The sequence below is a fragment of the Niveispirillum lacus genome (assembly GCF_002251795.1).
GTDB lineage: Bacteria > Pseudomonadota > Alphaproteobacteria > Azospirillales > Azospirillaceae > Niveispirillum > Niveispirillum lacus.
The window spans coordinates 231,730-256,047 of sequence record NZ_NOXU01000027.1 but is presented as its reverse complement, the minus strand read 5'-3'; the positions used below and the strand labels follow the sequence as shown (position 1 = coordinate 256,047).

Sequence of the window (24,318 nt, the reverse complement as noted above, 5' to 3'; positions counted from 1 at the left end):
TCAGAACGCCTGACCGATGGAGATATAGAACTGGAACGCTTTGTCCCCGTCGCGTTTGTTCAGCGGGATCGCGACATCCAGACGGATCGGACCAATGAGCGTGTGATAACGCCCGCCGATCCCGGCGGCATAACGTAGCCCCTGTCCCAGCTTAGGATATTCGGTGGTGTAGACATTGCCGGCATCAATGAAGGGTACGACGGCGATATCCTGTGTCACCTTGACCCGCATTTCGGCAGACAGTTCCAGCAGGGAGACGCCGCCCAGCGGTTCGCCCGCACTGTCGCGTGGGCCGACTTCCTGGTAACCGTACCCGCGGATGGAGCCGCCGCCGCCCGCAAAGAATCGCTTGTCCGCAGGCACGTCCAGCAGGCCGCCGCCGATAACCGTGCCATAGACACCGCGCAGCGCGCCCACATACCAGCCGTCCCCCTTGAAGTCGACATAACCCCGTCCCTCCATCCGGGCGATGGTGAAGCTGTTGCTATCCCCAAAGGCTGCCAGATAGGGGGTCAGGGCGCCAGCTAGTCGGAAACCTGTGGTCGGGTTCAACAGATCGTCCGACCGGTCCCAGGTCAGCGCAAACGGCACACCGACCAGAGTGTTCTGGGTTGTTTGCAGATTTTCCGCAATTCTTGACTGTTCGGCGGTGACGCCCAGGCTGGCTTTCAGGCCCTTGGCCAGCGCGCGTTCCACCGCCCCTGTCAGCACCAGCGCCTGACGGCGATAGGCGTCGGGCCGTTCAGACAGGGCTTCTGCCGACAGGTTCAGGGATTGGTGCCGCGACAGGAAATCAGGCTGCTGATAAGTCCCGGCCAGGCGATAGTCGAACTTACTGGCATCCGTTTCGCCCCGCCTGGAAATGCCGGCAACCGACGCATCGACACGCAGCTTTTCCGCATTACCCATCAGGTTGCGGTCGCCCCAATAGGCATTGCCGCCGAACCCATCCTCGGTCCCATAATCGGCGCCGAACCCGACAAAGTTCATCTCACGTTCGGCAAGGTCGATCAGGACGGGGGCCTTGTTGTCATCGGTCGGTTGATCGGCCAGTCGCAGCCGAACGGACGAGAACACCCCCAGATCAGCCAGGGCCTGACGCCCTTCCTCCATCGTGGCGGGGTGATAGGGGCTTCCTTCACGCCAGGGCAGACGGCGGCGGGCGGCGGTTTCGGATACCGTCTCCAGCCCGCTGAAGCGAAGGGAACCAAAGGCGACTTTTGGTCCCGGATCAACCTGATAGGTTACATCCATGCCCTGGGCCGCGTGGTCCACCACCAGCCTGCGGTCCAGCAGCCTTGCATAGGCATACCCTCGCTCCGCCAGACGCGGCAGGATACGGCCTTCGGCATCAACCACAGCAGGCGCGCGTGCCGGCGACCCGATGGCCAGACCCAGCGTATCCGGTGCCGGCGCGCCATCCGGCAGGGCAGCCCCGTCTGGGCCGGTCAGATGGATAGCGGTCACCTTGTACCGCGCCCCTTCCTCCACCCGGATCAGCACCCGGGCCGGCACGACATCCACATCAATCTCGACATTAACGTTGGCATCGTAGAACCCTTCCGACCGCAGGGCGGCGCGGAACCGGTCCAGATCGGCATCAGCCCGGCGCCCCAACCCGATCGGCGAAGGCGGGGGCTGCTCCTTCAGGGTTACCAGGCTGGATACCTCGTTCAGCAGGCGCGACAGGTCGGGCTGGTCCTCAACCCCTTCAATCACCACGGTGTAGTTGGTTTCCTGGGCATGGACCGGCAGCGTGGCCATAGCCGCCACCAGCGCCGAGCCCATCCATTTTCGCCACGTGCCTTGGGTCATTATCCTCCCCCGGTTGCCGGCATGGTGGCATGGGCCGGGGTCTGCTTTCCAGGGGTAAGGGGCCGGCGCTTTGGTGTTAGGCCATGGGGAAGGGCGGCTTCGCCCCCCACTTCATAATGCCAATGCAGGCAGGGTCTTACGGCATCGTTAATGTTACACGGCCAAACGCAGGGCTGCCCCCTTGTCGGCGCCCTACCCGACGCGACGCGAAACGATTATATTGCGCCGCGATAGAGCCCGGCCACCCGTGTTTCCGCCCCCTCAGGCGGTCCAACAGGGTGGCCGGGCGTTTTTCATGCGCGAACCCCGATCCGGCGGACATAGTCATTGGGCGGCGCGCGACCAGCACCAGGCACGCAGGACCGTACCCATGCAATTGCGCAATATCGCCATCATCGCCCACGTCGACCATGGCAAGACCACACTCGTCGACATGCTTCTCAAGCAGTCGGGCACTTTCCGTGAAAACCAGCAGGTCGCCGAACGTGCGATGGACAGCAACGATCTGGAACGTGAGCGTGGCATCACGATTCTGGCCAAGTGCACGTCCGTCGTCTGGAACGACGTGCGCATCAACATCGTCGACACGCCCGGCCACGCCGATTTCGGTGGTGAGGTGGAGCGTATCCTGAACATGGTGGACGGTGTCTGCCTGTTGGTCGACAGCGCCGAAGGCCCGCTGCCCCAGACCAAGTTCGTGCTGGGCAAGGCCCTGAAGCTGGGCATGCGCCCGATGGTCGTCGTCAACAAGATCGACCGTCAGGATGCGCGGCCCGACGAAGTGCATAACGAGATTTTCGATCTTTTCGCCAGCCTGGACGCCAGCGACGAGCAGTTGGATTTCCCGACCCTGTTTGCTTCGGGCCGCAATGGCTGGGCCGTTGTCGACCTGAATGACGAACGCAAGGACCTGACCCCGCTGTTCGAACTGATCGTCAACCACGTTCCGGCCCCCAAGGTCGGCAGCGTTGACGAGCCGTTCACGATGCTGGCCACGACCCTGGAAGCCAACCCCTATCTGGGTCGCATCCTGACCGGCCGCATCCAGTCCGGCCGCGTCAAGACCAACATGTCGATCAAGTCGCTGTCGCGCGACGGCAAGCTGATCGAACAGGGTCGCGCGTCAAAGGTTCTGGCCTTCCGCGGCCTGGAGCGTGTGCCGGTGGATGAAGCGCAGGCCGGTGACATCGTCGCCATCGCCGGTCTGGTCAAGACCACCGTCGCCGACAGCATCGTCGATATGAGTGTGGATACGGCCCTGCCGGCCCAGCCGATTGATCCGCCGACCCTGGCCATGACCTTCTCGGTCAATGACAGCCCCTTGGCCGGCCGCGAAGGTGACAAGGTCACCAGCCGCATGATCCGCGACCGTCTGCTGCGTGAAGCGGAGGGTAATGTCGCCCTGCGTATCCGCGAGACGGAAAATGCCGACGCTTTTGAAGTGGCCGGCCGTGGTGAATTGCAGTTGGGCATCCTGATCGAGACGATGCGCCGCGAAGGGTTCGAGCTGTCGATCAGCCGTCCGCGCGTGGTGATGAAGACCGACGCCGCCACCGGTCAGCGTCTGGAGCCGATTGAAGAAGTCGTCGTCGATGTGGACGAGGAATTCTCCGGCGTCGTCGTGCAGAAGATTGCCGAGCGTAAGGGCGAGATGCTTGAAATGCGCCCGTCGGGTGCCGGCAAGGTCCGTCTGGTGTTCCATGTGCCGTCCCGCGGCCTGATCGGTTATCAGGGCGAGTTCCTGACCGACACGCGCGGCACGGGCGTCATCAACCGCCTGTTCCACGATTATGCCCCCTACAAGGGCCCGATCCCCGGCCGCCGCAACGGCGTTCTGATCTCCAATGCCGAGGGCGAGGCCGTGGCCTATGCCCTGTGGAACCTGGAAGATCGCGGCCCGATGATGATCGAGCCCGGCTGGAAGGTCTATGAAGGCATGATCGTTGGTGAGCATACCCGCGACAATGACCTGGAGGTCAATGTCCAGAAGGGCAAGAAGCTGACCAATATCCGCACCACCAGCAAGGATGAAGCCGTCGTCCTGACGCCGCCCATCCGCATGTCCCTGGAAAAGGCCCTGTCTTACATCCAGGACGATGAATTGGTGGAAGTCACGCCGAAGTCCATCCGTCTGCGCAAGAAGTTGCTGGACCCCAACGCCCGCAAGCGTGCGGAAAAGCAGGCTGAAGCCGGCTGATTTCTGGCCGATTACGGTTTGAGGATGAAGGGGAGGTCTGGAAACAGGCCTCCCTTTTTCTTGGGCGGGGTGTTGTCGTTTGGGGCCAGATGCGCGCGGGCGGGAAAATGGGGACGCCGTGTCCCACCGCCATGAGCAGGCCAGGCCGATGCCGGCCTGCTGTCGGGGCGTGGCCCAAGGTCTGTAAAGATCAGGTTTCGGGAATAAGGGGGCGCCCCCCGCCCGCGCGTCGGCGGTGAGGGGGGCTTACCCGTTTTCAATCTGTAACGGGCGGGATCGGGGCATGGGACGGGGCGTCGCCGTCCCCAGATCCAACAATGTTGGTCCTGATTATGCTTCCATCAGCAGATCACGGCCATCACTGACGCGCTTCATCATGCTGGCGCGCAGCTTGCTCATGGCGCGGTTCTCCAACTGGCGGACCCGTTCTTTGGACACGCCCAGGGCGCGGCCCAATTCCTCCAGGGTCGCCCCTTCATCCCGCAGACGCCGTTCGGCAATGATACGCCGCTCGCGGGGGCTCAACTCGCCAAGTGCTTCGGCCAGCCAGCGCGACCGCATGTTGCCATCACGCATGCCGATGACGATGTCTTCGGGATTGGGGCGGTTGTCAGGCAACACATCCTGCCATTCCGCCTCACCATCCATGCTCATGGTGGCATTCAGCGACTGGTCACAGGCGGCCAGACGCATTTCCATCGTCTCCACCTCACGCGGATCAATATCCAGTTCGCGCGCCACAAGCCGGCGGGCATCATCGGACATGTTCTCCGCCGAAGGATTGTCAGCGATCTTCGCGCGCAGGCGGCGCAGGTTGAAGAACAGAGATTTCTGCGCTGCTGTGGTGCCGGTGCGTACAATCGACCAGTTGCGCAGGATATGATCCTGGATCGCCGACCGAATCCACCAGGCGGCATAGGTGGAGAACCGAACGTCGCGATCGGGCTCAAACCGGGCGGCGGCCTGCATCAGACCGATATTTCCTTCCTGGATCAGATCCCCGGACGGAATACCGTAATGGCGGAAGCGTGCGGCCGTCGCCACGACCAGACGGGTGTAGGAACGCACCAGTTCGTGCAGGGCTTTCTCATCCCCCTGTTCACGCCAGCGCCGGGCCAGATCCAGCTCATGGTCACGGGCCAGCAACGGCTCCTTCATCGATGAACGGATGAAGGCCATGTTGGCCCGCTGCGTCTGGGGATCATCGATTGAAGCCATCCGTCACTCTCCCACGTGCAATGATCTTGTTGATCGTTGATACGTGGGGCAGCGACGGCTGGATCACCGAACTCTGATAAAAAAGATCAGCGTCCGTTCAGCACCCAGTCGGGCCGAACCCAGTGGCAGGTATAGCCATGGGGATTGCGCTCCAGATAATCCTGGTGGAAGTCCTCGGCCTCCCAGAAGGGCCCGGCATCGGTAATTTCCGTGACCACCTTGCCCGGCCAATGGCCGCTGGCATCAACCTCTGCCTTCACATGGCGGGCGGTTTCGGCCTGAGCCGCATTTTCAACAAAGATCGCGGAACGGTACTGACTGCCGATATCATTGCCCTGACGGTTGGATGTGGTCGGGTCATGGATCTGAAAGAAGAATTCCAGCAGGCGACGGTAGGTCAGTTTTTCACTGTCGAAACTGATCTCAATGGCTTCGGCATGACCGGTCCGACCTGTTTTCACATCCTTGTATGTGGGGTTGGTCAGCGCCCCGCCGGTATAGCCCACACGGGTACCGACCACGCCCGGGACCTTGCGGATCAGATCCTGCATGCCCCAGAAACACCCGCCGGCCAGGATGGCGCGTTCGATGGTCATGTGCGTTTTCCTTATCATCCTTCAACAGGATGGTAGATGTGGTGCGCACCAAGGGTTAAGTCCAGTATCGGGTGGCGGGCACCTTTGCGTCATCGGCGTTCGACAAGCGGTGACGGGCAGGGTACATCCCCAGGCCATGAATGATGCGACCACCAGCCCGGCCGACAGCGCGCTTGCGACGCGCGGTGCGGCCCTTGACCTTTTGTTCACCGTGCTGGCCAAGCGCGTGCCCTTTGATGATGCCTGGGATGCCAGCCGCTCCTTGCGCGCGCTGGAGCCGCGCGACCGCGCTTTTGTACGGATGCTGGTCGCCACCACCCTGCGCCGCCTGGGCCAGATTGATGCCGCCATCCAGGGCAGCCTGAACAAGCAGGGCCAGCAGTTGAAGGCCGTGGTGCAGGATATCCTGCGGCTGGGGGCGGCCCAGCTACTGTTCCTGGGGACCCCTGCCCATGCCGCCGTCGATACGGCGGTTGAGTTGGCGGTGGCGCGCAAGCAGCACCCCTATAAGGGGCTGATCAATGCCGTTCTGCGTCGGCTGGACCGCGAACGCCTGTCCATCCTGGCAGAACAGGATGCCGGGCGGCTGAACACGCCCGACTGGCTGTGGCTGTCCTGGCGCAAAGCCTATGGCACTGCCCTGACCCGCGCCATTGTGGAGACCCATCTGGGCGAGGCACCGCTGGATATCAGCGTGAAGCGCGACGCCGCCATCTGGGCTGAACGGTTGGAAGCCCAGGCATTGCCGACGGGTAGCCTGCGCCGCGCCGCGGGCGGGCAGGTCACGGAACTGTCCGGCTTTGATGAAGGCGGATGGTGGGTGCAGGATGCCGCCGCCGCGATCCCCGCCCGCCTGTTCGGCGACCTGACGGGCCGTGACGCCATTGACCTGTGTGCCGCACCCGGCGGGAAGACGGCGCAGTTGGCCGCCGCCGGTGCCCGCGTCATCGCCGTGGATCGATCGGACAAGCGTCTGGTCCGCCTGTCGGAGAACATGGCCCGCCTTGGCTTCGGCGCGCAGGTGACGACGGTGGTGGCGGACGCGGCCGAATGGCGTCCCGACGTGACGGTGGATGCCGTGCTGCTGGACGCGCCCTGCTCGGCCACCGGCACCATCCGGCGTCACCCCGATGTGGCGCGGCTGAAGTCGGAAGAAGACGTGGAGAAGCTGGGCCGTATCCAGTCCCGCCTGCTTTATCGTGCTGTCGACATGCTGAAGCCCGGTGGCACCCTGGTCTATTGCACCTGCTCGCTTCAGGCGGAAGAGGGCGAGAACCAGATCACCAACCTGCTCTACCGTCGTCCGGAGATGCAGGTGGTGCCGGTCACGGCGGATGAGGTCGGGGGTCTTGTGGACCTGCTGACCCCGGAAGGTTATGTCCGCTGCACGCCGGGCCATTTGGCCGAGATTGGCGGCATGGACGGGTTCTTTGCGGCGCGGCTGCGGCGGGTGCCGTAAGTTACGATCCCTCTGCCCGCCAGACATCCTTCACATGCCGGGGCAGGCGGCGGGGCAGAACGGCCATCAGGTCGAAGCGGATGGCGTACTGGGCCAGATGCGGGCGATGGGCAACATATTGGCTGATGGCGGCATACCGTCGGCGCCAACTGGTGCGGGGCAGGGATGACAGGGCCAGGGCCAGATTGCGCCGCGCCTTGACCTCCACCACCGCCAGCACCCCGCGTTTGGCGGCGATGATATCAATCTCGCCCATCGGCAGGCGCAGACGGGTGGCCAGGATACGGTAGCCTTTCAGCCACAGAACCAGACAGCATAGCCATTCGGCGATGCGGCCCAGCCGTTCGGCGCGGCGGCGGTCAAACTTGTCACGGCTCCCCGCCATCGCCCCCCGTCCCGAGTTGCAAGGCCCGCGCATAGACCTGTTTCTTGGGCTGGCCCGTGATGGTGGCGACATGCGCGGCGGCGTCACGCACGCTCATCCCGCCCTGCAAGGCTTGCTTCAGCAGGCCATCCATGTCGGCCGCATCGCTGGCGGCGGCCCCTTCGGCCGGCGGGCCGATGACCACCACCACCTCGCCCTTCGGGGGCCCCTTCTCGGTATAGTGGGCGGACAGGTCCGACGCCGTGCCCCGCCGCACCTCCTCAAACAGTTTGGTCAGCTCGCGCGCCACCGCCACTTCCCGGTTGCCCAGGCTGGCGGCGACATCGGTCAGCATCTCGGCCAGACGCTGCGCTGATTCATAGAAGATCAAGGTGGCGGGCAGCGTGCGGAAAAGATCCAGCTCGGTTCGCCGTGCCCCTGATTTGGCCGGCAGAAAGCCACCGAACAGAAAGCGGTCGCTGGGCAGTCCCGACAGGACCAGCGCCGTGATGGCAGCGTTGGCACCGGGAAGATGGGTCAGGGCGAGGCCCCTGTCCTTCGCCTCTCGCACCAGCTTGAAGCCCGGATCGCTGACCAGGGGTGTACCGGCATCGCTGACCAGGGCGATCGCCTGACCCTGGGCGATGCGGTCCAGCAGAATGGGCCGCATTTTTGCCGCGTTATGGTCGTGATAGGGCAGCATCCGGGTACGGATACCGTATCGGCGCAGCAATTTTCCGGTGACGCGCGTATCCTCGCAGGCGATAGCATCGACCCCCCGCAGGATGTCCAGCGCGCGCAAGGTGATGTCGCCGGCATTGCCGATGGGGGTGGCGACGATGTAAAGCCCGGCCCCAGGTTTACGGATGGCGCCGCTGCCGCTAGGCTGCGCCACCACATCATTATCGCCTTCCTCGGGGAATTCCCCGTCCAGGGCGGCGTCAAGGTCGGGTTGGTCGTCCATGCTGGGTGACGTCAAAGGGAAGGGGTTCCGAATGCGTGGGATGGAAAGTCGGCGCAATGCGTCGTGGCTGGTGACGCTGGCGGCCTGCGTCGGGCTGCTGGCGGGTTGCGCCGGCTCTGGCAGCGTACCGGCCCCGGCCCCCGCCCCGCAACCCCCGCCGCAGGTGGCACCCAAGCCTGCCCCCCCGGTGACCCCGCCGCCCGTGGCCGAAACGCCGGTGACCGCACCCAAGGATGACAAGGTGCGGGTGGGCCTGCTGCTGCCGCTTTCGGGTGCAAACGCTGCCTTGGGCCAGTCCATGCTGGACGCGGCGCAAATGGCGCTGTTCGACCTGGGGGATGAGAAATTCACGCTGCTGCCCCGTGACACACAGGGCAGCCCCGGCATCGCCGCCACCGCTGCGCAGGGCCTGATCGAGAATGGGGCGGAGATTATTCTGGGCCCGCTGTTCGGGGCCGAAGCCGCGGCGGTAAAGCCAGTTGCGTCCCGATCGGGCACGCCCGTCCTGTCCTTTTCCAGCGACTGGAACGTGGCGGGCGGCGGCGTCTGGACCCTGGGTTTCCAGCCGCACGAACAGGTGCGGCGGGTCGTCGGCCTTTCCCTGGCGCGGGGTCTGATGCGCTTTGGTGTGGTGGCCCCTTCCACCCCCTATGGTGATGCGACGGTTCAGTCTCTGCGGGAGGCGGTGGAACAGGCGGGCGGGACCGTGACCAAGGTCGAACGCTACACGGCGGGCGCCACCAACCTGACCGAACTGGTCAAGAGCCTGTCGGATTTTGAGCAGAGACAGGCGGCGCTGGGCGCCGAACGCGCCCGGCTGACAGCTTTGGGTGATCCCGAGTCGCTGGCAGCGCTGCGCCGCCTGTCGAATGCCGACACATTCGGGCCGCTGCCTTTCGATGCCGTCTTAATCGCCGAAGGCGGTCAAACGCTGCGTGAACTGGCAGCCCTGTTTCCCTTCTTCGATATTGATCCCGGTCCCGTTCGTATGCTGGGCACCGGTTTGTGGGACGAGGCGGGATTGGGCCGGGAGGCAGCCCTGGTTGGTGGCTGGTTCGCTGCCCCAGCCCCTGAAGGGCGCGATGCGTTTGAGGCGCGGTTCCAGCAGACCTTCGGCTATCGCCCACACCGTCTGGCCACGCTGGCCTATGATGCTGCGGCACTCTCCGCCGTGCTGGCCAAAGGCGGGGCGGGATTCACCGTCCCGACGCTGACCAATGCCAATGGCTTTGCCGGGGCGGAGGGGATTTTCCGCCTGCTGCCGGGCGGCACGGCGGAGCGCGGACTGGCCGTGATGGAGGTGACGCGCACCGGCACCACCCCTGTCGATCCCGCCCCGCAGAGCTTTGTTCCCGCCCCGACTTCTTGAGGGTGCCCATGGATATCCATGTCGCCAAGGCCCGTGACGGCCAGCATTATCTGACCTGGAATGGCGCAAGCGTGCGCTGTGCCGTGGGGCGGACGGGCATTCGGCTGGATAAGCGGGAAGGGGACGGGGGAACGCCCGTCGGGGCCTTCACCCTGCGCCGGGTCCTGTACCGCGCCGACCGTCTGGCGCCGCCGATGACGGGGTTGCCCGTATCGGCGATCAGCCGGGATGATGGCTGGTGCGATGACCCCGCCCATCCCGACTATAACCGCCCGGTCAAACTGCCCTTTGCCGCCAGCCGGGAGGAATTGTGGCTCGACAGGCTTGTCTACGACATCATCGTCATCCTGGGCCACAATGATGACCCGCCGGTACCCGGTATGGGCAGTGCCGTGTTCTTTCACCTGAGCGACGCCGATTACGGCCCGACAGCGGGCTGCGTGGCGGTGCAGCTTGCCGACATGCTGACCCTTCTGTCGGCGGCGAAGCCCGGTGACCGCATGGTCATCGCCCCCTCGCCAGAGGCGCTGGCTGTCTGTGATCCGGCCGGTGGCAACGGCCCTGAATGTCTGCTGTAACGCTTTGCCTTTTCCTTTGACCGTGCAGGTTCCAATGACCAGTCCCGTCCCCGACCTGTTTGCCGCTGCGCTGGCCGTGCGGGCCCATTCGCATTCACCCTATTCCGGGTTTAAGGTGGGTGCCGCGATCCGGTCCGACAGCGGACACATCTATGCCGGATGCAATGTGGAGAATGCGGCCTATCCGCAGGGCCAATGCGCCGAGGCGACGGCCATCGGCCTGATGGTGGCGTCGGGGGATCGCCGGATTGCGGAGATTGTGGTGGTGGGCGGGGAAGCGGGGTCCGGCCTGATGTGCACGCCCTGTGGCGGCTGCCGTCAGCGCATCCGGGAATTCGCGGGCCCCGACACGCCCATCCATGTTCATGACGCTGGCGGCCATCGCCGTAGCTTCACCCTGGGGGAGTTGCTGCCGTTCAGCTTTGGTCCCGACAATCTGGGGTTTTAATATGTCCGGTACCGAAATGAACATTCTCGACATTGCCACACGGACCCTGCCATTGCTGGATCTGACCAGCTTGAACGATGCCGATGATGCGTTCAGCACCGCAGCGCTTTGCACGAAAGCTGTGACCGCGGTAGGCCATGTGGCGGCAGTCTGCCTCTGGCCGTCTTTTGTTCCGCAGGCAAAACGATGCCTGACGGGCACGGGCGTGAAGGTAGCAACGGTGGTGAATTTCCCCGGCGGGTCCTTGCCGGCGGAAAAGGTTGTGGATCAGATTGCCCGCGCCCTGGCCGATGGGGCGGACGAGATTGATGTGGTGATGCCCTATGCCGCGATAATGGCGGGAATGGGGGGGGACCAGCGGGCGGCGGACCATCTGCTGGCCTGTCGTGCCGCCTGCGGTCATGCCACGATGAAAGTCATCCTGGAAAGTGGGGCCTTGGCAAAGCCAGCCCTGATTGCGCGGGCCGCGCAAGTGGCTGTTGCGGCGGGGGCTGACTTCCTGAAAACCTCCACCGGCAAGGTCCCGGCCGGGGCGACGCTGGGCGCTGCCCGCATCATGCTGACCGCGTGCCGCGATGCCGGGCGCGCGGTCGGGTTCAAGGCATCGGGTGGTATCCGCGACGTGGAGACGGCTGGCCAGTATCTGGCCTTAGCGGATGAAATCTGTGGCCCGGACTGGGTTTCACCCGCCACCTTCCGCTTTGGCGCTTCCGGGTTGCTTGATGCGCTGCTGGGCGTGTTGGGGCAGGGACCGGTGATGCCGGTGACAACGGGTTATTGATCGGCGGTGACCATGCCGTTTTCGACCCGTACCCAGGCGGTGGCCAGCTCCGCCACCTCTTCCCGCTGGTGGGTGACATAGAGCATGGGCAGGCCGGTACTGTCCCGCAACCGGCGTAGATAGGGCAACAGTTCCGCTTTGCGCACCGGGTCCAGGGCGGATACCGGTTCGTCCAGCAACAGCAAGGTGGGGTTGGATAGCAGCGCCCGGCCGATGGCCACCCGCTGCCGCTCCCCCCCCGACAGGTCACGGGGCCGGCGGTGTAGCAGCGGCGCGATGTCCAGCAGATCGACGATGGTCTCCAGGGCCGGTCCGATCCTGTTTCGGCCAGCGAACAGTCGGCCATAGAGAAGGTTATGACGGACATTCAGGTGCGGAAACAGCCGCGCCTCCTGAAACACCTGCCCGATATGGCGGCGATGCGGCGGTACAAACTGTTTCGTCTCCGTATTGACCAGGGAAATGCCATTCAGGCTGATCTGCCCGCGCGCCGGTCGTGTAAGGCCGGCAATCAGGGATAACAGCATTGTCTTGCCTGCCCCCGAGGGACCGGTGATGGCCGTGACGCCAGCACCGATACGCAGTTCTGCCGTCAAGGTGAAATCACCAAGGCGGTGGGCCAGCGACAGGTCAAGCATCCCGCCCCTCCACCTGCCGCCGAACCCGCCGGGCCAGCAACTCGCTGGCGGTTACAGCCATGATGGCGATCAGGGCGGCCACCAGCGTCAGGCGCAGGGCCGCGGCATCCCCGCCCGGTACCTGGGTCAGCCCATAGATGGCGGCAGGCAGGGTCTGGGTTACGCCAGGAATGGCGGCGACAAAGGTGATGGTGGCGCCGAATTCCCCCAACGCCTTGGCAAAACATAAAATGGCGCCCGACAGGATGCCGGGTAATGACAGGGGCAGCGTGACGGTCAGGAATACAGCCCAGGGAGGGGCGCCCAGCCCGGCGGCGGCATCTTCCAATTTTGTATCTACCGCCTCCATCGACAGGCGGATGGCACGGACCAGCAAGGGGAAAGCCATGACTGAACAGGCCAGAACCGCGCCTGTCCAGTTGAACGACAGCACGATGCCGATATCCGCCAGCATCCGACCGATCGGACCGTTGCGCCCGAACAGCAGCAACAGCAGATAGCCCGTCACCACCGGCGGGAGGACTAACGGCAGGTGGACAAAGGCGTCCAGCAGGATACGACCCGGAAAGGATCGTCGGGCCAGAAGCCACGCCACGAGAATGCCGGGGACCAGGCTGACGGCGGTGGCCCAGCAGGCCACCTTCACCGACAGCCAGATGGCCGTCATTTCCTCTGCTGTGAAATCGCCCATTACCTGGTCAGTACCGTGAAGCCCTGGTTCATGAAGTGCCGCCGTCCTTCCTCGGATTTCAGGAAATCGAGCAGCGGTTTGGCCTTGGCGGTGTCTGCCCCCTTGACCAGGGCCACAGGATACTCAATCGGGGCATGGCTGTCGGCGGGGAACACACCGACAATGGCCACGCCAGGTTCCAGCCGCGCATCAGTGGCATAAACGATTGCCGCCCCGGCCTCACCCCGCGCAACAAGGGCCAGCGCGGCACGCACATTTTCCGCCGGTGCCAGTTTGTCCGCAACCTTGGCCCAGAGGCCCAGTCTGGTCAGTGCAGCCTTGGCATACCGCCCGGCCGGCACAGCATTGACCTCCCCCACCGCCAGACGCCGCCCGTCCAGAAGGGCGACGAGATCCAGGGTTCTGTCAATAGTCAGGCGTTTGGCCCGCGATCGTTCGATGACCAGAACCAACTGGTTGCCCAGAAAGGTGAAACGGGTGTCGGTCTGGATCAGGCCAGCCTTGGCCAGATGGTCCATCCATTCCTGGTCGGCCGAAATGAAGATGTCGGCCGGTGCCCCGGCCTCGATCTGCTTGGCCAGCGCCGAACTGGCGGCATAGGCTGCGACGGCCCCGGCCCCAGTCTGCGCCCGGTACCCGATCAACACTTCATCCAATGCCACTTTCAGGCTTGCAGCCGCATAAATGGTGGTGTCGCGCGCCGAGGCGGCCGGCGCCAGCAATAAACCCAACGCAATCAGCAGGGGCGTGAAGCGGGATAAGCGCATGGGGTACCCGGCAGCAGGGGACAAGGGTGAGTGTGAGATTATCGTTATGTCCTATGGAATACAACGTCCGCTGTTCGACCGTGCTTCCAAACAAAAAGGGGGGGTGGACCCGCCACCCCCCTCTCCTGATCCCCAGTACGGGAGAGGATCAGAGCATTTCCTTCAGTGCGGCCCGGACCTTTGCTGCCATGTCCGGGCGTTCCAGCGCGTAGGCAACGTTGGCCAGCACAAAGCCCAGTTTATCGCCGCAATCAAAGCGCTGGCCTTCGAACTTGAAACCATGGAACGGCTGATGGCCGATCAATTTGGCCATCGCATCCGTCAACTGGATCTCACCGCCAGCGCCCTTTTCAAACACGGACAGATGTTTGAAAACCTCCGGCTGAAGGATATAGCGGCCTTGGATTGACAGGTTTGACGGGGCGACAGCCGGGTCCGGCTTTTCCACCAGACCCTTGACCGACACCAGCTTTCCATCTTCCGACGCAATGTCCAGGATGCCGTATTTATTGGTCTGTTCGCGTGGCACCTCGAACACGGACAGCAGGTTGCCGCCCACCTGATCATAGGCTTCCATCATCTGGGCGAGACAGGGCTTGTCGCCGAGCACCTGTTCATCGGGAAGCAGAACCGCAAACGGTTCGTTGCCGACAAATTCGCGCGCGCACCAGACAGCATGGCCCAGACCCAGCGGTTGCGCCTGACGCACATAGGACAGATAACCCGACTCGATCTGAATATCTTCGACGATCTTCAGCAGATCGGCCTTGCCCCGCCGGCGCAGCGTCTCGTTCAACTCATAGTTCAGGTCGAAATGGTCCTCCAGCGGGCTTTTGCCGCGGCTGGTGACAAAGCAGAACTGGTCGATGCCGGCAGCCTTGGCCTCATCCACGGCATGCTGGATCAGCGGGCGATCGGCCAGCGGCAGCATTTCCTTAGGGATGGCCTTGGTGGCCGGCAGGAAGCGGGTGCCGAGACCAGCGACCGGAAACACGGCCTTGCGCACTTTTTGGGGCATCTTCATCCCTGTTTTGACAGCCATCATCATCTGTTCCGCAGCCCGCCGGAACGGGATGCTTTTGTCTGTTGTGCCACGTCCCGCACGCCTCCCGCAACAAAGCCGCGAAGGCAACCCGGAGAAGCCGGTGCGTTATCGCCAACCAGCCGGCCTTGCGGTTTGTGCCGCCGATGCCGGATGACCGCGATACTTGTCACAGACAGCCATGGGATTTTGATTTAATAAGGGTGTGACGCTGTCCATAAGATGGCGACACTGGGACTTCCGTCCCTTGCGGCCGTCATATCATTCCGCGTGGGGCGGCGCGGGGTGGGCGGATGTGTGATAATCGGGCTGGGATCGACTGATGAAAATCCTGATTGGTGACGACCATCTTTTGTTCCGTGAGGGGCTCTGCCGCCTGCTGGTCCAACTGGATGATCAGGCCAGTTTCGTGGAAGCCGGTACATTTGACGAAGTGCTGGAAATGGCCCGTGAAGGGCAGGATTTCGATCTGGTGCTCTTGGACCTGCAAATGCCCGGCTTTCCGGGTTTTTCCGGTGTGCAGGAAATTTGCGAGGCGCAGGCCGGCACGCCGGTGGTGATCGTCTCTGCCTCGGAGGCGCAGGCCGATGTCCGCGCTGCGCTGGATGCTGGTGCCTCGGGCTACATCCCCAAATCTTCTTCTGTGAAGATCATGCTGTCGGCCCTCAACCTGATCTTCTCCGGCGGCATCTATGTTCCGCCGGCGGCCATTCTGGGCGATGGGCCGGGTGTGGCGGGCAGTGTATCCCATGCTGGTGGCCATAGCGGCGGGACGGCCCCGGTATTGACACAGCGCCAGCGTGACGTGCTGCGCTGCCTGCGCGAGGGCAAGTCCAATAAACAGATCGCCTACGAACTGGGGCTGTCCGAAGGCACGGTCAAGATCCATGTCACGGCGGTCATGCGCAGCCTGGGTGTCCGCAACCGGACGCAGGCCGTGATCGCGTCGGGGGATCTCCAGGCCTGATCCGGTTCACACACCCGTCTTCTGTTGGGGATGGCGGGATCGCTTGCCGTTGGATGCTGTTCGCCCCCGCTTGACGGGCCCATGACGGCTGTGTTCTGTGCCACGGCTTTTCTGGAAGGGGACCTGCCATGGGCATGGACGAAGTGACGGCCCCGGTGGCCACGCCATTGGGCGCCACCGCTTATCTGGCAGCCGACGAGTTTCTCGACCCTCTGCTGGTCGAACTGGGCGATGTGCGGTCGGTTCATGGTCGACTGGTTCTGGCGGATGGCCCGCCGCGCGCCGCCGCCTGGGCCCAGAATATCTGGTACGACCCGGTGCTCATCCCCATCCAGTCCATCAAGCAGGGCGCCAAGGCCCTGCGCTCCATCCAGCGCAACTGGGCGCTCTATGGGTTTCAACATCACCGTCGGGCCCAGCTTATCCAGGATAATCTGCCCCATGTGTCGGCAAAGCCCCTGAGCTTCTTCACGCCACCGCCGACAGCCCCGCTGGGGTCGTGGACCCTGTTGAACGAAAACACCATCCTGGCGGCGGCCCATTGTTCCAGCCCGTTCCGCAATGGCGAGATTGAACTGATTGAGGATAAGGTCACCCCGCCCAACCGGGCCTATCTGAAACTGTGGGAAGCCTTCACCCGCATTGGCCGGACGCCACAGCCAGGGGAACAATGTATCGACCTCGGGGCCTGTCCCGGTGGTTGGACCTGGGTGATGCAAAGCTGCGGCGCCAGGGTCATTGCTGTGGACAAGGCACCGCTAGACCCCCGGATCGCCGCCCTGCCCGGCGTCACGGAACGGCGGGAAAGCGCATTTGGCATCAAGCCATCGGATATCGGTCCGGTGGACTGGCTGGCCTGCGATGTCATCTGCTACCCGTCGCGTCTTTATCGCATGATCCAGGGCTGGCTGGAGTCCGGTCTGGCCCGAAATTATGTCTGCACCCTGAAGTTCCAGGGAGAGACCGACCATGAGACGGCACGCGCCTTCGCCGCCATTCCCGGCAGCCAACTGGTCCATCTGTGCCAGAACAAGCATGAGCTGACCTGGATCAAGCTTGCCGATTGATGGCGGTTTGATGGCAGCGCCTCTGAAATCCGCCCAAAACAAGGTCTTTTCGTGACCGGTGCAACCGGGCGGGAACCCGGCTGCGATGGGCTGTGTTCTCCCCCGTGAAGCCAACCGGAGCCGGTTGGCACGACCGTCACGGAGGGACATCATGTCGACGATCAGGTTCGTGCTGGCGACCACCGCCGCTATCATTGCCTTCCCGCTGCTGGCCCAGGCGGCCAAGCCGGAACAGGGTCTGCGCTCCCTGTCCGGCGTGGGTCAGGAAGCCATCGCCATGTATGACAAGCTGCAAGGCCCGAAAGCCCTGGCTCTGGCCGATGATGGTGCCGTCGGCTATGCGTCGGGTGTCGATCATGGAGAGGCCCGTATTGCGGCCCTGGCCCGCTGCGCTGAGGTAACGCGCGAAACCTGCCGCATCATCTCTGTCGATGGTCAGGCGGTGGCGGGCGGGACCATGCTGGGTGAACTGGCGCGCAGCCACACGGATGCCCCCGACCTGAAGGGTGAGGTTGTGGCTGATTATGAAAAGGCCATCGGTGCCAAGGCATTGGCCTGGTCAGCGGAGGGTGGCTTCGGTTGGGTTGTCCGCGACACGGAGGAACAGGCCCGCACCGATGCCCTGGCCCAGTGTGAGACCCATGGCACCCAGTGCGCCATCCAAGCCTCTTCCCCCGGTCCATCCGGGCAGTAACGCCACGCGGGCAGGACAATTTTGGGCCGGGTGGGAATGATCCTGCCCGGCCCTGTTTATTTTTAGGCCCCCGCACGTTAAGCCTGTTCCCATGAACGGGGAGAAGCCCCGGCTGGATAAGGTAAAGGGGGCAAGGCCATGCGGCGAATCGGTGTGATCGGGGCGGGTGCCTGGGGCACGGCACTGGCCATGGCGGCTGCCCGCGCAGGCGCCGAGGTCGTATTGCAGGCGCGGGAGGCGGACGTGGTGGAGAGCGTGAATGCGCGCCACGAGAACAGTCTGTTCCTGCCCGGCATCCCCCTAGACCCTGCCATCCGGGCAACTGACAGCCTGTCCATGGCGGCCGATGCTGATGCGGTGCTGCTTGTCACGCCAGCCCAGCATCTGCGCGCCGCCTGCCGGGCCCTGAAGGCCGACCTGAAGCCGGGCGCGCCGGTTGTCATCTGTGCCAAAGGGATCGAGATTGAAACGGGCAGCCTGATGAGCGAGGCCGCCCAGGCCGAACTGGGGGACCAGCCCCTGGCGGTGCTATCGGGTCCGACCTTCGCCGCCGAGGTGGCCAAGGGTCTGCCCACCGCCGTGACACTGGCCATCCGCGATGAGACGTTGGGCCGCCAACTGCTGGCGGCGCTGGGCGGACGCACCTTCCGCCCCTACCTGTCGGATGATCTGGTGGGGGCGCAGGTAGGCGGGGCGGTGAAGAATGTGCTGGCCATCGCCTGCGGTGTCGTCCATGGCCGCAATCTCGGCGACAATGCGCGCGCCGCCCTGATCACCCGCGGCCTGGCAGAGATTGCCCGCCTGGGCGGCCGGCTGGGGGCGCGGGCAGAAACGTTGATGGGCCTGTCGGGGCTGGGGGATCTCACGCTGACCTGTTCGTCGCTGCAATCGCGCAACATGTCGCTGGGCGCCGCCCTGGGTCAGGGTCGGGCGCTGGCAGAGGTGTTGGGCGAACGCCGGTCGGTGGCGGAAGGCGTCTATACCGCCCGCGCCGTGACCAGGCTGGCCGTGGCCAAGGGCGTCGATATGCCTCTGTGCCAGGCGGTCGATGCCCTGCTTAATCAGGGTGCGGACCTGGACGCCATCATTGACGCCCTGATGGCGCGGCCCTTCAAAACCGAAACGGTTTAGCCACCCGACGGCCTGCGTGGCACCGGGCGCCAGTCGGGTGGCGCCAGTTCGAATTTTGCAAACTCAAATCCAGGCACCACGGTGCAGCCCACCAGGGTCCAGGTGCCAAGACTGACCGCTGTCTGCCAGTGGCCAGCCGGGACAATGATTTGTGGCCGATGGCCGGCCGCTAGGTCGGTCCCCAGATGGTGGGCCGATGCATCATGGCCATTGGGTGACATTGTCAGGACCAGAGGCGCCCCGGCATGGAAATGCCAGATTTCGTCGGCATCCAAGACCCGGTGCCAATGGGAATAGTCGCCTGCCTGCAACAGGAAATAGATGGCGGTATGTGCCGCCCGTCCGCCCCTGTCGGCAGGAGCCCGGAAGGTTTCCACATAATGGCCGCCTTCGGGATGCGGCTTCATGCCCAGCAGTTCGATGATCTGCTGCGCGGTGAGGGTGGGCGGATACATAACGGTCACTCCCGGGGTGGTAACGTGGCCTCAAAGCTGGCGCGGCGCGCGGCGTTGTCGAACCAGCGGGCCAAGGCCGAACGGCCAGTGCGCCAGGGTTCGCGGGCAAACCGGAAATCCATGTAACCCATGGCCGACAGGATGGCGAGGCCGCCCACTGTCTGCTGCTCTGGGTCAGGCAGGTCACCGGCATCGATCTCCAACCGGTCGAACGCGCGGAAGATGGCGGCACGCTGCCGACTGTCCCATTCGGCTGAGCGCAGGGTGGCGGGCCGCAGTTCTTCCATCCGGCGCAGGACAGCGGCGTCACAGATGCCATCACCGATGGCCTGCTGCCGGAGCGCCAGCCAGCGGGCAGGGCCGGCGGCGGGGATCAGCTTGCGGCCATCATGCAGGCTGTCCAGATATTCCATGATGACCGGACTGTCGAACAGCACCATGCCGTCATCGGTCAGCAAGGTCGGGATCTTGGACAGCGGATTCTCCCGAACGATGGGGCTGTCAGGGGACCAGACGTCGGTCGGCGACAGTTCGATCCGGTTGGCCACGCCCACCTCATGCGCCGCCATAAGCACCTTGCGCACGAAGGGTGAGGTCTGACTGTAACGCAGCTTCATGGGTTCTCCGGTGTGCAGGGGTGGGGCGTTGGTGGGGCGGACTCAGCCCCGGAATTCATCCTTGGCACGGCGGATGGCGGCGAAGATGCGGGCGTGCGGCGCGTCGGTGAGGCCGACATGGGCGGCGAGGCCGGGATCGTCGGCCCGCAGAAACGGGTTGGCCGCCACCTCATCCGACAGGCGGGCGGGAATGGTGGGCAGGCCCTTGGCCCGCAACGCCGTCACCTGTTCAGCCCTGGCCTTCAGGGCCAGATTGTCGGGGTCGATGGAAAGGGCAAAACGCGCATTGCTGGCCGTATATTCATGACCACAATAGATCAGGGTTTCAGGCGGCAGCGCACGCAGCTTTGTCAGGCTGTCCCACATCTGCGCTGCGGTTCCTTCAAACAACCGGCCGCAGCCGAGTGAGAACAGCGTGTCGCCGCTGAACAGCAGCCGTGCTTGCTCACAAAAAAAGGCGCAATGGCCGCGCGTGTGGCCGGGCGTGTCGAAGACACGGACGGTCTGGCTGCCCAGGGCGAAACTGTCGCCCTCACCATAGGTGGCGTCCATTTCGGGGATGCGGTCGATCTCCGCCCTGGGGCCAATAAGCATCGCGTGGCTGTCCGCACGCAGGTCGGTGATGCCCCCGATATGGTCGCCATGATGGTGGGTGGCCAGGATATGGGTCAACCGCCAGCCGCGTTCGGCCAGAAAGGCGCGCACCGGCCCTGCCTCACCCGGATCGACCACGGCAGTGATGCCATGGGCGGCGTCATGCAGGATGTGGATGTAATTGTCGGTCAGTGCCGGAACGACATGTACCTCAACCATGGACCACCCTTTCTCACCCCCGGGTCGACAGGGCCTTCACCTTAACAGGTTGGGATCATCGCATCGGCCGTCACCAGCAGCAAAGCCTCCATCCTGGCCTGCGCGATCAACATACGATCGAGCGGGTCCGGTTGCGAGCGACAACGGCCAGCTTCACGTTCTCCTGGCCCAGCCACCAGTTGGCCATCACGGCGATGCCGGTGGGGCCGGATAACCCGCCGTCAAAGGCCCGGATCGGTGCTTGACCGGGCAAACTGCCCGTGCGTACACAGGCCTCCCTCCTGCCACAAGATGGGAAATCCCGGATGCGCCTTGCTTGGATTCTGGCCGCCGCCCTGTTATTCCCCGCCGCCGCATCCCAGGCACAGGAAACCCTTCAAGCCTATCAGGTGGAACGGAGCAGCGTTCTTACCGTGACATCGGCACAGAATGGCCGGACCTATGACCTCTATATCAAGCTGCCCCCTGGTTATGCTGATCCGAAGAATGCCGGTAAACGTTACGGCGTGCTGTATCTGACCGATGGGGATTATACGTTCCAGGTGGCGTCCGGCATTACACGGCTGGCGCATAATCTGAAACGACTGGAGGAATTCATCCTGGTCGGATTACCCACGGCCAAAGGCGAGGATGGCATGGTCAGCCGTCGCCGCGACCTGACACCCTGGTCGGACCCGGAGTTGCCCGGTGTATCGGGCGGGGCCGCGGCCTATCTTGGCTTCCTGGTGAAGGAGGCGATGCCGTTGGTGGAGAAGACCTACCGCATCGATCCGACCCGCCGCACCCTGGTGGGGCAGTCCTATGGCGGGCTGTTCGGCCTGTGGGTTCTGTTCACCCAGCCGCAGCATTTCAGCAGCTATATCCTGACCAGCCCATCCATCTGGTACAAGGATTACGCCCTGGCGACGCTGGAGGCCGATTATGCCAGGGCACACAAGGATTTGAGGGCCAGGGTCTATATGGCCACCGGGTCGTTTGAGGCAGCAAAACCCGGCGATAAACGCTATAATCAAAACCGCGACATGGTGGCCGATCAGCAGGAGATGGCCAAACGGCTGCGGTCGCGGCAATATCCGGGCCTGCAGGTAGTGTCGGAGGTGTCGCCCGGCACCTATCACGAAACCACTTTCCCCGTGGGCCTGATCCAAGGGATGCAATGGTTATATCCGGCACCCTGACAGGGTCGCCATGTGCCGGTAACCGGCCTTTCATGCGCCGAACCCGGCTTGTCGCCGGGGCCTGATATTGATACCAACCGGGGCCATGATGACCAAGCCTGTCAAGATCGCCCCGTCCATCCTGTCCGCCGACTTTGCCCGTTTGGGAGAAGAGGTGCGCGCCATCGACGCCGCCGGTGCGGATTATATCCATATCGACGTGATGGATGGGCATTTCGTGCCCAACATCACCATCGGCCCCGGTGTGGTGAAGGCGTTGCGTCCGCACACGTCGAAGATCTTCGACGTGCATCTGATGATCGCACCCGTCGATCCCTTCATCCAGGGTTTCGCCGATGCTGGTGCCGACATCATCAGCTTCCATCCTGAAGCCGGGCCGCATCCGCATCGGACGGTGCAATTGATCCGCAGCTTGGGCAAGAAGCCGGGCATTGTGCTGAACCCGCACACCCCGCTGTCCATGGTCGATTATCTGCTGGGCGACCTGGACCTGGTGCTGGTCATGTCGGTCAATCCCGGCTTCGGCGGGCAGAGCTTCATTGCGTCCCAGTTGGACAAAATTGCCGAACTACGCCGCCGTATCAATGCCGTGTCTGACGCCCAGGGCGGACGGCAGATCGACCTGGAGGTTGATGGCGGGGTGAATGTGGAGACGGCAAAGCAGTGTATCGCCGCCGGTGCTGATGTGCTTGTCGCAGGCACGGCCACTTTTGTCGGCGGGCCTTCTGCCTATGCCGCCAATATGCGCGCCCTGCGCGGCCAGAACGGTTGATGGCGCAATATGGCCGGGGGCATGACGCATAAGCGGTTTAATCCCGGTGCTGGTGGCTGGTATCGCGGGACTGCGCTGTACCAGATGATGGCTTTGTCAGGGCCGGCGCCACGGCAGCTTTCCCTTGTGCCGCCCGATCCCTGGCCGGGTGATGCGCATCTGGGGCAGGAACTGTTGAATAACCGGTTCCGCTTTGCCGGTCAGATCTTTTTTGGCGATGTGCCGCCCTGGCTCGAAAAGTCGGCGTCGGCGCCCTGGCTGGTTGAGATGCACGGGTTTGACTGGTTGCGCCATCTTCGCGCGACCGGTGGGGATGCGGCCCGGCGACAGGCGCGTGTGCTGGTCAGCCACTGGTTGGATCTGTTCGGAAAGCGGTGGCACCCCGTGGCCTGGGCGCCCGATATTCTGGCGACCCGCATCGCGGCCTGGATCGGCCAACATGATTTTTTCCTGGCCAGCGCCGATGACCAACTTCGGGCCCGGATCTTCGACAGTCTGGCCCGGCAGGTGCGTTTCCTGGAACATGCGGTTCCCGGCCGCCTGAAAGGCACGGCGCTACTGGGGACCATCAAGGGCATGGTCTATGGTGGGATCTGTCTGAACGGGCTGTCGCGGGTCACCGACCGGGCCCGCGCCCTGCTCAACCGGGAATTGCCAAAGCAGGTTCTGCCCGATGGCGGGCATATCGAACATTCACCGGCGGCCCAGTTGCTGGTGTTGCGTCACCTGATCGACATCCGCGGCTGTTATCGCGCCGGTCGGGAGGATGTGCCGGAAGCGGTGCAGCACGCGATCGACCGGATGACCCCGACACTGCGGTTCTTCCGGCATGGTGATGGTGGTCTGGCCCTGTTTAATGGCGCACAGGAAGGGGAGGCGGTGTTGATCGACACCGTCCTCGGCCAGGCGGATGCACGGGGTCGGCCCTTAAAATCAACCCCCCATATCGGGTTTGAACGGATAACGGCCGGGCGTACCTGTCTTTTGATGGATGTCGGCACGCCACCGGCCCCTGGTCTGGACGAACATGCCCATGCCGGTACGCTGTCGTTTGAGATGAGCGTCGGGCGTGAACGCCTGGTGGTGAATTGCGGGGCGCATCCTGGTGACCAGGGCGTCTGGCGACAAGCACTGGCCGCCACCGCCGCCCATTCGACGCTGGCCATTGATGATACAAACTCCAGCGGTGTGAATGAGGATGGCGGTTTATCCCGCCGTCCGTCCAAGGTGCAGTGCCTGCGCCAGGATGGGGATGAGGGCACACTGGTCGATGCCCATCATGACGGGTATTTCGACCGAGGCAGCATCATCCATCACCGCCGCCTGTTTCTGGCCGAAACGGGGGAGGATCTGCGCGGGCAGGACAAGCTGACAGGCACACCGGGTCATGAATTCGCCATCCGCTTCCATCTGCATCCCGGTGTTCGGGTGGCGACACTGGAGGATGACGCGGCCTTGCTGCTGCGTTTGCCATCCGGTGCCTTGTGGAAGTTCCGGGCCAGCGGTGCCTTTATCGAAACCGCCGACAGTATCTATCTGGGCCAGGGCGCCGATCCAAGGCCGACCACCCAGATCGTGCTGCGTGGCGCCACACAATTGGGGGAAACCCTGGTTAAATGGGGCTTCCGCCGGGAAGGCAGCGACATCGACACCTGATACGCCCGGCGATGCCGGGGCGGATCTATCCGCGCCGGTGG

At 63.9% G+C, this 24,318-nt stretch carries 25 protein-coding genes; 13 read left to right on the top strand and 12 right to left on the bottom strand.

What is annotated here, in order from left to right; all coding sequences use genetic code 11:
* Positions 1–1,815, bottom strand: a complete 1,815-nt coding sequence (locus CHU95_RS10300) for an autotransporter assembly complex protein TamA (RefSeq protein ID WP_094456242.1) — start codon at positions 1,813–1,815, stop codon at positions 1–3.
* Positions 1,816–2,185: 370 nt separating this feature from the next.
* Here CHU95_RS10300 and typA point away from each other — a divergent pair, with 370 nt between their 5' ends.
* Positions 2,186–4,012, top strand: a complete 1,827-nt coding sequence (gene typA / locus CHU95_RS10295) for a translational GTPase TypA (RefSeq protein ID WP_094456241.1) — start codon at positions 2,186–2,188, stop codon at positions 4,010–4,012.
* A 330-nt stretch (positions 4,013–4,342) separates the two neighbouring features.
* Here typA and CHU95_RS10290 read toward each other — a convergent pair whose 3' ends face one another.
* Entirely contained in the window at positions 4,343–5,230 is an 888-nt protein-coding gene (locus CHU95_RS10290) for an RNA polymerase factor sigma-32 (protein ID WP_094456240.1), read from the bottom strand.
* Between the two features lie 86 nt (positions 5,231–5,316).
* Positions 5,317–5,826, bottom strand: a complete 510-nt coding sequence (gene msrA, locus CHU95_RS10285) for a peptide-methionine (S)-S-oxide reductase MsrA (RefSeq protein WP_094456239.1) — start codon at positions 5,824–5,826, stop codon at positions 5,317–5,319.
* A 136-nt stretch (positions 5,827–5,962) separates the two neighbouring features.
* Here msrA and CHU95_RS10280 point away from each other — a divergent pair, with 136 nt between their 5' ends.
* Complete coding sequence (locus CHU95_RS10280) at positions 5,963–7,285, top strand: RsmB/NOP family class I SAM-dependent RNA methyltransferase (protein ID WP_094456238.1); 1,323 nt, start codon at positions 5,963–5,965, stop codon at positions 7,283–7,285.
* 1 nt (position 7,286) lies between these two features.
* Here CHU95_RS10280 and CHU95_RS10275 read toward each other — a convergent pair whose 3' ends face one another.
* Both CHU95_RS10275 and rsmI read right to left on the bottom strand, forming a co-directional pair.
* On the bottom strand, positions 7,287–7,670 hold the full coding sequence (locus tag CHU95_RS10275; protein ID WP_094456237.1) for a YraN family protein: 384 nt from the start codon (positions 7,668–7,670) through the stop codon (positions 7,287–7,289).
* The gene (gene rsmI / locus CHU95_RS10270) at positions 7,654–8,613 is read right to left on the bottom strand and encodes a 16S rRNA (cytidine(1402)-2'-O)-methyltransferase (protein ID WP_094456309.1); all 960 of its coding nucleotides are present in this window, start codon (positions 8,611–8,613) and stop codon (positions 7,654–7,656) included. The genes CHU95_RS10275 and rsmI overlap by 17 nt, the downstream gene beginning before the upstream one ends.
* Before the next feature lie 31 nt (positions 8,614–8,644).
* Between rsmI and CHU95_RS10265 the strand changes: the two genes are divergently transcribed.
* The 4 genes from CHU95_RS10265 to deoC are packed head-to-tail and all read left to right on the top strand — an operon-like array spanning position 8,645 to position 11,789.
* Entirely contained in the window at positions 8,645–9,982 is a 1,338-nt protein-coding gene (locus CHU95_RS10265; protein WP_165772114.1) for a penicillin-binding protein activator, read from the top strand.
* Positions 9,983–9,990: 8 nt separating this feature from the next.
* Positions 9,991–10,560, top strand: a complete 570-nt coding sequence (locus CHU95_RS10260) for a L,D-transpeptidase family protein (RefSeq protein WP_094456235.1) — start codon at positions 9,991–9,993, stop codon at positions 10,558–10,560.
* Positions 10,561–10,594: 34 nt separating this feature from the next.
* On the top strand, positions 10,595–11,008 hold the full coding sequence (gene cdd / locus CHU95_RS10255; RefSeq protein WP_094456234.1) for a cytidine deaminase: 414 nt from the start codon (positions 10,595–10,597) through the stop codon (positions 11,006–11,008).
* Between the two features lies 1 nt (position 11,009).
* Positions 11,010–11,789: a deoxyribose-phosphate aldolase gene (deoC, locus tag CHU95_RS10250; protein WP_207762441.1), complete on the top strand. Its 780-nt coding sequence runs from the start codon at positions 11,010–11,012 to the stop codon at positions 11,787–11,789.
* Here deoC and CHU95_RS10245 read toward each other — a convergent pair.
* The 4 genes from CHU95_RS10245 to galU form a co-directional block, all read right to left on the bottom strand.
* Entirely contained in the window at positions 11,783–12,427 is a 645-nt protein-coding gene (locus tag CHU95_RS10245; RefSeq protein WP_094456233.1) for an ATP-binding cassette domain-containing protein, read from the bottom strand. The two genes, deoC and CHU95_RS10245, sit on opposite strands and share 7 nt — an antisense overlap.
* Positions 12,420–13,118 carry a molybdate ABC transporter permease subunit gene (gene modB, locus CHU95_RS10240; protein WP_094456232.1) on the bottom strand — a complete coding sequence of 233 codons (699 nt, stop codon included), beginning with the start codon at positions 13,116–13,118 and terminating at the stop codon, positions 12,420–12,422. Before modB ends, CHU95_RS10245 begins: the two co-directional genes overlap by 8 nt.
* Entirely contained in the window at positions 13,118–13,885 is a 768-nt protein-coding gene (gene modA / locus CHU95_RS10235; protein WP_094456231.1) for a molybdate ABC transporter substrate-binding protein, read from the bottom strand. Before modA ends, modB begins: the two co-directional genes overlap by 1 nt.
* A gap of 148 nt (positions 13,886–14,033) precedes the next feature.
* Entirely contained in the window at positions 14,034–14,903 is an 870-nt protein-coding gene (galU, locus tag CHU95_RS10230; RefSeq protein WP_094456307.1) for a UTP--glucose-1-phosphate uridylyltransferase GalU, read from the bottom strand.
* A 346-nt stretch (positions 14,904–15,249) separates the two neighbouring features.
* On the opposite strand from galU, the gene CHU95_RS10225 reads away from it, so the two are divergent.
* From CHU95_RS10225 to CHU95_RS10210, 4 genes are all read left to right on the top strand, one after another.
* A complete protein-coding gene (locus CHU95_RS10225) occupies positions 15,250–15,894 on the top strand; it encodes a LuxR C-terminal-related transcriptional regulator (protein WP_094456230.1) in 645 nt (214 codons plus the stop codon).
* A 128-nt stretch (positions 15,895–16,022) separates the two neighbouring features.
* Complete coding sequence (locus CHU95_RS10220; protein WP_094456229.1) at positions 16,023–16,961, top strand: SAM-dependent methyltransferase; 939 nt, start codon at positions 16,023–16,025, stop codon at positions 16,959–16,961.
* Between the two features lie 151 nt (positions 16,962–17,112).
* Positions 17,113–17,655, top strand: a complete 543-nt coding sequence (locus CHU95_RS10215; RefSeq protein ID WP_094456228.1) for a hypothetical protein — start codon at positions 17,113–17,115, stop codon at positions 17,653–17,655.
* Between the two features lie 138 nt (positions 17,656–17,793).
* Positions 17,794–18,786 (top strand): NAD(P)H-dependent glycerol-3-phosphate dehydrogenase, encoded by a 993-nt coding sequence (locus tag CHU95_RS10210; RefSeq protein ID WP_094456227.1) that lies wholly within the window; start codon positions 17,794–17,796, stop codon positions 18,784–18,786.
* Here the strand turns inward: CHU95_RS10210 and CHU95_RS10205 are convergent.
* The 3 genes from CHU95_RS10205 to gloB are packed head-to-tail and all read right to left on the bottom strand — an operon-like array spanning position 18,783 to position 20,671.
* Entirely contained in the window at positions 18,783–19,241 is a 459-nt protein-coding gene (locus CHU95_RS10205) for a cupin domain-containing protein (RefSeq protein ID WP_094456226.1), read from the bottom strand. The genes CHU95_RS10210 and CHU95_RS10205 overlap by 4 nt on opposite strands.
* A 5-nt stretch (positions 19,242–19,246) precedes the next feature.
* Positions 19,247–19,858 (bottom strand): glutathione S-transferase N-terminal domain-containing protein, encoded by a 612-nt coding sequence (locus CHU95_RS10200; protein WP_094456225.1) that lies wholly within the window; start codon positions 19,856–19,858, stop codon positions 19,247–19,249.
* A 42-nt stretch (positions 19,859–19,900) separates the two neighbouring features.
* Complete coding sequence (gene gloB / locus CHU95_RS10195; protein WP_094456224.1) at positions 19,901–20,671, bottom strand: hydroxyacylglutathione hydrolase; 771 nt, start codon at positions 20,669–20,671, stop codon at positions 19,901–19,903.
* 305 nt (positions 20,672–20,976) lie between these two features.
* On the opposite strand from gloB, the gene CHU95_RS10190 reads away from it, so the two are divergent.
* The 3 genes from CHU95_RS10190 (at position 20,977) to CHU95_RS10180 (ending at position 24,277) form a co-directional block, all read left to right on the top strand.
* Positions 20,977–21,849, top strand: coding sequence for an alpha/beta hydrolase (locus tag CHU95_RS10190; RefSeq protein ID WP_094456223.1), 873 nt, complete (start codon positions 20,977–20,979; stop codon positions 21,847–21,849).
* An 85-nt stretch (positions 21,850–21,934) separates the two neighbouring features.
* Complete coding sequence (rpe, locus tag CHU95_RS10185; protein ID WP_207762439.1) at positions 21,935–22,621, top strand: ribulose-phosphate 3-epimerase; 687 nt, start codon at positions 21,935–21,937, stop codon at positions 22,619–22,621.
* A gap of 21 nt (positions 22,622–22,642) precedes the next feature.
* A complete protein-coding gene (locus tag CHU95_RS10180) occupies positions 22,643–24,277 on the top strand; it encodes a heparinase II/III family protein (RefSeq protein ID WP_245838110.1) in 1,635 nt (544 codons plus the stop codon).
* The last annotated feature ends 41 nt before the right edge of the window (positions 24,278–24,318 follow it).